This window comes from Bacteroides xylanisolvens XB1A (assembly GCF_000210075.1).
Classification (GTDB): domain Bacteria; phylum Bacteroidota; class Bacteroidia; order Bacteroidales; family Bacteroidaceae; genus Bacteroides; species Bacteroides xylanisolvens.
Map to the genome: position 1 here is coordinate 1,031,207 of NC_021017.1, position 4,570 is coordinate 1,035,776.

The 4,570-nt window shown below is 44.4% G+C and carries 4 protein-coding genes and 1 pseudogene; 1 reads left to right on the plus strand and 4 read right to left on the minus strand.

The annotated features are described in order from the left end of the window. Positions 1-13 precede the first annotated feature (13 nt). Positions 14-835 carry a DUF3845 domain-containing protein gene (locus BXY_RS04385; protein ID WP_015531277.1) on the minus strand — a complete coding sequence of 274 codons (822 nt, stop codon included), beginning with the start codon at positions 833-835 and terminating at the stop codon, positions 14-16. Between the two features lie 15 nt (positions 836-850). Here BXY_RS04385 and BXY_RS04390 point away from each other — a divergent pair, with 15 nt between their 5' ends. After that, positions 851-1,435 carry a Crp/Fnr family transcriptional regulator gene (locus BXY_RS04390; RefSeq protein ID WP_004316331.1) on the plus strand — a complete coding sequence of 195 codons (585 nt, stop codon included), beginning with the start codon at positions 851-853 and terminating at the stop codon, positions 1,433-1,435. Between the two features lie 2 nt (positions 1,436-1,437). Here the strand turns inward: BXY_RS04390 and BXY_RS04395 are convergent, their stop codons facing one another. The 3 genes and pseudogenes from BXY_RS04395 to BXY_RS04405 all read right to left on the minus strand — a co-directional run. Beyond that, positions 1,438-2,340 carry a helix-turn-helix domain-containing protein gene (locus BXY_RS04395; protein ID WP_015531278.1) on the minus strand — a complete coding sequence of 301 codons (903 nt, stop codon included), beginning with the start codon at positions 2,338-2,340 and terminating at the stop codon, positions 1,438-1,440. A 95-nt stretch (positions 2,341-2,435) separates the two neighbouring features. Beyond that, a pseudogene (locus tag BXY_RS04400) lies at positions 2,436-4,179 on the minus strand (bifunctional metallophosphatase/5'-nucleotidase). Beyond that, positions 4,176-4,570 (minus strand): sensor histidine kinase (locus tag BXY_RS04405; RefSeq protein WP_208946761.1); only part of this gene is annotated, 395 nt, incomplete at its 5' end. The gene BXY_RS04405 and the pseudogene BXY_RS04400, both read right to left, overlap by 4 nt.

The following is a 4,570-nucleotide window of genomic DNA, read 5'->3' on the forward strand; positions in this document are numbered from 1 at the left end:
AAATGCAGTTAAACTACATTTCCTCTTTTTCTTTATAGATCTCAAAGCAAGATTCTTTATCTATTCTCAACCGGACTCTTTCTTCCCTCCTCTGCCCGGCCAGGTTTACGAACAAGTTGAAATACAGTTGGCTGAAAGAAAGGTCGGAACGATCATAGGTTATATCAAATGTCCAAGTTCTACGGAAAGAATCGAAAGTAGCGAATGGTTGCTCACCTCCTTTACACATAAACACTTCCGGGAAAGACGTAGGCGGATAAGGCTGGAATAAGCCCGCTAATTGGGCATACACATAGTCAATCATCCATTCGTCTCCCGTCAAGGTCAATTCCCCTTTCAAGCGGAGTTTGATTGCATAACTGGCAGTCACATCAGACGAGGTATAAACAGGGACTTGACTTTCTACCGGATAGTTACCGTCTTTATATCCAAGGCTCATCGTTAGTTTAGACCGGCCGACGCCATTAAATCCATCTACTTCCTGATCCGCCAACTGATTTTTCAGGTTAATCATAAATGTCAGTTTACCGAGAGTCGGGTCACCCGGATACTGCGCAAGCGTGTCCAACACATAATCTTCGGTATTATAACTTCGGGCTATCAAATCTCCCTTTCCTGCCTCCAAAGCCGGACCGCCTCTTTCCACATCCACGTTGCCAACCGGATAATAAATAGCATCATTATCCCTTACGCAGCCACTCAAACAAAACAGCAACACTGCCAAGCCTATTATCTTATTCATAATCACCTTACTTCTTGATTTTGCGGACAAATATACATCTTTTTTATACCACCCTTGATTTATGTCAACCGTTTTTAGTATTTTTGCACACATCAAGACAGAAAAGACATGGATACACTATTAAGAGAGACTGTAAATGCTGTTGTCAATTCCCGCTTTCCGGAGATGAGTATAGAAGGAAGACGGCAGATAGAAAGCATACTGATTCGTGAAGAATTCCCCAAAGGAGCCATAGCGCTCAACGAAGGAGAAGTAGCCCACGAACTTGTTTTTGTAGGAAAAGGCATGCTTAGGCAGTACTATTACAAAAACGGGAAAGACGTGACCGAACATTTCTCATACGAAGGATGTATCGTGATGTGCATTGAAAGTTTTCTGAAACAAGTACCCACCCGGCTAATCGTGGAAACTCTTGAACCTTCCATTATTTACTTATTCCCCCGCGACATGATACAAAAATTAGCGAGGGAGAACTGGGAAATCAACATGTTCTATCAAAAGATATTGGAATACTCTTTAATTGTATCACAGGTTAAAGCAGACTCCTGGCGTTTCGAATCCGCTCGCGAACGCTATAACCTCCTGCTCGAAACACATCCGGAAATCATCAAACGCGCTCCTCTGGCACACATCGCTTCCTATCTTCTGATGACACCGGAGACACTAAGCCGTGTACGCTCCGGTGTTCTATGATTTTAGCGACTTTTCCGGTATTCTTTTGGAGACATACCGGTGTAATGCTTGAAATATTTCCCAAAGAAAGACTGGTTTGCAAAATTCAGCCGGTCGGCAATCTCCTGTATATTCATACTTGAAGAATTCAGGAGGGCTTTCGCTTCCAGAATCACCAACTCGTCAATCCACTCTCCCACCGTTTTTCCGCTGACTTCTTTCACGACTCCCGAAAGATGTTTCGGCGTCAGACACAGTTGGTCGGCATAATATTTTACGCTGCGTTCAGACTGGTAAGACTCCACCAGAGACTCATAAAAGCGTTCGAAGATATACTCTTTCCGGCTTTTATTCTTCATCGTAGTAGCGTTTGCAGGTGCATGATTAGTAAAAATAGTGCAAAGCTCGAAAAAGAACCCCTGCATCAGTCCCATTACCACTTCCCTACGATATAAAGCTTCCTTATTCCTCAACCGTTTCCTGATAAACGCGTGATACTCCTTCACCACCTCCTGCTCGTGCGGAGTGAGGTCGAAACACGGATAATCTTTCAGATAGAAAAACAAAGAAAGCACATTTCCGATCTTAGGCAACGTTTCCAGCAAGTTCTTCGACACAGCAAAGAAAATGCCTTTAAAATCGGGACTGAAATACCGCTGCTCGATAATCTGATTAGGCAGTGCTATCACCATCAATCCAGGACACAATTGAAATTCACGCAGACTAATCTTAAAAGTACCGGTACCCTCCAGACAAAGCCCCACCGTCAACACTTCCAGTTTGGTAGGCCCGTTATACAACGATATAACGCTCTCCGTATCGAAAAGCGCTATATCATTATCAACAACATCAATGTTGTCGGCATCTATATGTTTAGAATGAACTACCGAAGAAATACCTACTTTCGGAACACTTTGAATATCCATACTCTCTCTTTTTTTGGCGACAAATATACCAGCATTTAATCAGATATACAAGCCAATCGGGAGCATTATCGGACATAATGAACACTTTTAGATACTTATCGAACAGACCGGAACAGATATTCATAATCACGTTTGGCAGCCGGCACCGTCCACTTTTCCGGGACAAACTTCCACTGATTGAGCGCTTTCGGGTCCATCGTTCCTTTCTCCTCAATGTAATTCATCAGGTAGAAACGGAGATCCTTATCCGTAGAGAAAATAATGCGGTCTTTCAACTTCTCCTGCGGGATGCCCGCCCCTTTCGTCAGCAATTCTCCGCCACCATTGCCACGGTAAGAATTCAAGGCCACCTTATATATCTTATCCATGCGGAAAGGAGAACCATCAGCCATGCTTGTAATCGTTATCTTCTCGCCCTGCGGTTTAGTGACATCCACCGTATAAATAATGCCCGAAGCCGAGTCGAAATTAAAACTATAATTCTGGAAAGACGCTCTATCCTCCGCACCTTCACGACGTTTCTCCTTGAACCAGAGCAGATGATCTTCCGGCGATTTCATCCGGTTCGTCCACATATAATAAGACATCTCCAAGAAATCCTTAATCTCCTTTCCGGACAGAGTCATCACATACAGCATGTTCTCATACTTATATAAATTGAACATATCACTTACAAATACATCCCCCTTCTTTATTTCCGAGTCAAACGAAAGCGGAGCGGCAAACGAGATGTCGGCACCGGTGATGTCGAGCTGCAAGGTATGTATCAGGTCGATAAAAGGCAGAAGGGCCGAAGAAAGCAGGATGAGTGGAGATACTTTCGGTAAAAGTGCCGATCTTCTTCGAAACGAACTTCTGCACCGTTTCATATTGCGGGGCAAAACGCTTCATAAAGTCCTCGCTGATTCCGTAAGCCTCCGTTTCCGTCAAGACACCCTTGATATCCTTGCTCTGCACCTTTCCATCTTTCAGTTTCAAGGTCACATCTACATTAGACAAAACAATCCCATTGCTGGCCGGATCGATAATCAACACCGAGTCTCCGGCAACATTCATCACCTTCTTACATTCGCGGGAATGATCGTGCCCCATCAATACGATATCGAATCCCGGCACATTCTTCGCTACGTTGAGAGAAGCGTTCTCGTTGTATTTGCCCGACATTTTGAAAGCCTCCTGTCCGGCATGGAACAAGCCGATCACCAAATCCGGGTTCTCTTTTTCACGGATAACCTTCATCCATTTGCGTGCCGTCTCTTCCATATCGTCGAAACGCAATCCTTTCCACAGGTTTTCGGAGAGCCATGCAGGGATGGCAGGAGTAATCATTCCCAATACCACGATCTTCACGCCATCACGTTCCAACACTTTGTAAGGAGCCAGATGGGACTGTCCCGTAGATGTATCTATGATGTTGGCACCCAACACTGGGAAATCACAAGTGGTGATCCAACGGTCGAAAACGGCACGTCCCGTTTCCACGTCATGGTTACCCATGTTGCCGGCATCATACTTCATGTAATTCATCATTTCCGAGCAAAGATGGGGAGACACCGTATCTATATAATTATAGTAATAGGCAGTGGGCTGTCCCTGCAAAATATCGCCGTTATCCAGCAATATCAGATTCTCCTTATATTGTTCGCGCTCTTTCTGCACGAAAGAATAAACCCGTGCGAGACTCCCCTTCCACTCGTGGCGGGTTATAAAATTATAAGGATAATAATTGCCATGTACATCACTTGTTTCTACAATCTTCAGTTTCACCACCTTTTCCTGCGCCGCAACAGACAGAGCGAGGCAGAGAAGCAAGCCATAAATTAATACGATTCGTTTCATTCTTTTTCTATATTTAGATTTAACGGATGAGAGAATACAAACCGCGCCCCACCGGTATAGTCAGGGTCGATCCATATACTTCCTTTCCATTTGTGCACAATCAATTTACAGATAGACAATCCCAGTCCGGTACCCTGGGCATATTCATTCAGTTTCTCAAAACGCTCGAACACAAGTCCCTGTTTTTCTTTCGGGATGCCGCATCCGGTGTCCGTCACCGAGAAGACAGCCATTTGCGTTTCCTCGTTCACAGAAAAGTCCAATGTGATCTTACCGCATTTCGTAAACTTGTTGGCGTTGGACAGCAGGTTAATCATCACTTGCTGCATACGCTGCACATCCGTCACCATCCGGAAAGATTCGAAAGAAGTGGTAAACAAGAACTGGTTTT